Origin of the sequence: Methylobacterium symbioticum (genome assembly GCF_902141845.1) — a bacterium.
Lineage (GTDB): Bacteria > Pseudomonadota > Alphaproteobacteria > Rhizobiales > Beijerinckiaceae > Methylobacterium > Methylobacterium symbioticum.
On the sequence record NZ_CABFPH010000218.1, the window covers coordinates 1 to 2,092 of the forward strand.

At 69.6% G+C, this 2,092-nt stretch carries 2 protein-coding genes; both read left to right on the forward strand.

Going from position 1 to position 2,092, the window contains the following annotated elements; genetic code table 11:
• Positions 1-315: 315 nt before the first annotated feature.
• The gene (locus tag MET9862_RS28895; protein WP_438616665.1) at positions 316-1,329 is read left to right on the forward strand and encodes a peptidoglycan D,D-transpeptidase FtsI family protein; all 1,014 of its coding nucleotides are present in this window, start codon (positions 316-318) and stop codon (positions 1,327-1,329) included.
• A partial coding sequence (locus MET9862_RS28900) for a Mur ligase family protein (protein WP_244612960.1) occupies positions 1,326-2,092 on the forward strand: 767 nt, incomplete at its 3' end. The genes MET9862_RS28895 and MET9862_RS28900, both read left to right, overlap by 4 nt.

Consider the following 2,092-nt stretch of genomic DNA (forward strand, 5'->3'; position numbering starts at 1 on the left):
GAGGATCCGCGCCTCGGCCGCGGCCTCGGCCTTGGCCTGCACCGCCTTGCGCTTCTCCTCGCGGGTCAGGCCGATGCCCACCTCCACGAGGTCGCGCACATCATCGGCGCGACGAACCTCGACAATATCGGCATCGCCGGCATCGAGAAGTACATCGACAGCCAGGGCAACAAGGCGCTCAACGAGTTCGGCCTGATCGCCAAGCAGACCGACCTCAAGCCGGTCCAGCTCTCGGTGGATCTGCGCGCCCAGTTCGCGGTGCGCGACGAGCTCGCCAAGGGCATCGAGCACTTCAAGGCCAAGGCCGGCGCCTCGATGATCCTCGACGTGACCACGGGCGAAGTCATCGCCCTCGTCTCGATGCCGGATTTCGACCCCAACAACCCGGTCGACGCCCTGTCGGACGACAAGATCAACCGGATGAATGTCGGCGTCTACGAGATGGGCTCGACCTTCAAGGCGATGACCCTCGCCATGGCGCTCGAATCCGGCAAGTTCACCGTCAACTCGACCTTCGACACCCGGGGCGGCGTGCTCAACTGGGGGCGGCAGAAGATCCACGAGTATCACGGCACCAACCGCGTCATCACCATGCCGGAGGTGTTCACGCACTCGTCCAACATCGGCTCGGCCAAGATGGCGCTCGGCGTCGGCGTCCCCGGCCACAAGGCCTTCCTGAAGAAGATGGGCCTCCTCGACCGGCTCCGCACCGAACTGCCGGAATCGGCCGCACCGATCATTCCGCCGCGCTGGACCGAGATCAACACGATCACCATCGCCTTCGGCCACGGCCTCGCGGTGGCGCCGCTCCAGGCCTCGGCCGCGGTCGCCGCGATCGCCAATGGCGGCTTCCTGATGACGCCGACCTTCCTCAAGACCACGTCCGAGGAGGCGATGACCAAGGCCACCCGCGTGCTGCGCCCCGAGACCAGCGAGGCGATGCGCTTCATCATGCGCCTCAACGCGGTCGAGGGATCGGCCAAGAAGGCGGCGATTCCCTACTACTATGTCGGCGGCAAGACCGGCACGGCCGAGAAGGTGATCGGCGGGCGCTACGTGAAGAACCGCCTGTTCACGACCTTCATGGCGGCGGCTCCGATGAACAACCCGAAATACCTGTTCGTCACCATCATGGACGAGCCGCAGGGCCTGCCGGAATCGGGCGGCTACGCCACCGCCGCCTGGAATTCGGGCGTCGTGACCGGCCGGGTGATCGAGCGGGTCGCCCCGATCCTCGGACTGCCGCCGCAATTCGAGCCGCCGGCCCGGCCCTTCCCGCTGATGGTGAAGCTCGGCGCCTACCACGCCACCCAGGTCGACGGGCGATGACCGCGCTCGGCGACCTCCTCCCCGAAGCCGGCGCGGACAGCGCCGGCCTGTCCGTGTCCGCGGTCACCGCCGACAGCCGCAAGGCCGGGCCCGGCAGCCTCTTCGTGGCTGTGGCCGGCGTGAAGGCCGACGGCCGCCTGTTCGCTGCGAAGGCGGCGTCTGCCGGCGCGGTCGCCGTGGTGGGGGAGGGCGCACGGCCGGCGGATCTGCCGGCCGGCACACCCTGGATCGCGGTGGCCGACGCGCGCCGCGCCCTGGCGCTCGCTGCCGCCGGCCTGCATCCGCGCCAACCCGAAACCGTGGTCGCCGTGACGGGCACCGCGGGCAAGAGCTCCGTGGCCGACTTCGTCCGCCAGATCCTGGCGCGGATCGGCCGCGAATCGGCGAGCCTCGGCACGGTCGGCATCGTCACGAACCAGGGCGCGCAGTACGGCTCGCTCACCACGCCCGATCCGGTCACCCTGCACGAGACCCTGGCGCGGCTCGCCGACCAGGGTATCACCGACCTTGCCATGGAAGCCTCCTCCCACGGGATCGAGCAGCGCCGCCTCGACGGCGTGCGCCTGGCGGCGGCGGCCTTCACCAATCTCGGCCGCGACCATCTCGACTACCACGCCGATATCGAGAGCTATCTCGAGGCCAAGCTCCGCCTGTTCACGACCCTGCTGCCCGAGGGGTGCCCCGCCATCGTCAACGCGGACGGCGCCTATGCCGACCGCGTCGCCGCCGTGGCGCAGGCCGCCGGGCGGCCGGTGCGGACGAC

What these genes read in the sequence shown, in the direction of transcription:
- MET9862_RS28895 (WP_438616665.1), top strand. Translation starts at nt 316, where the DNA reads ATGATCCTCGACGTGACCACGGGCGAAGTCATCGCCCTCGTCTCGATG.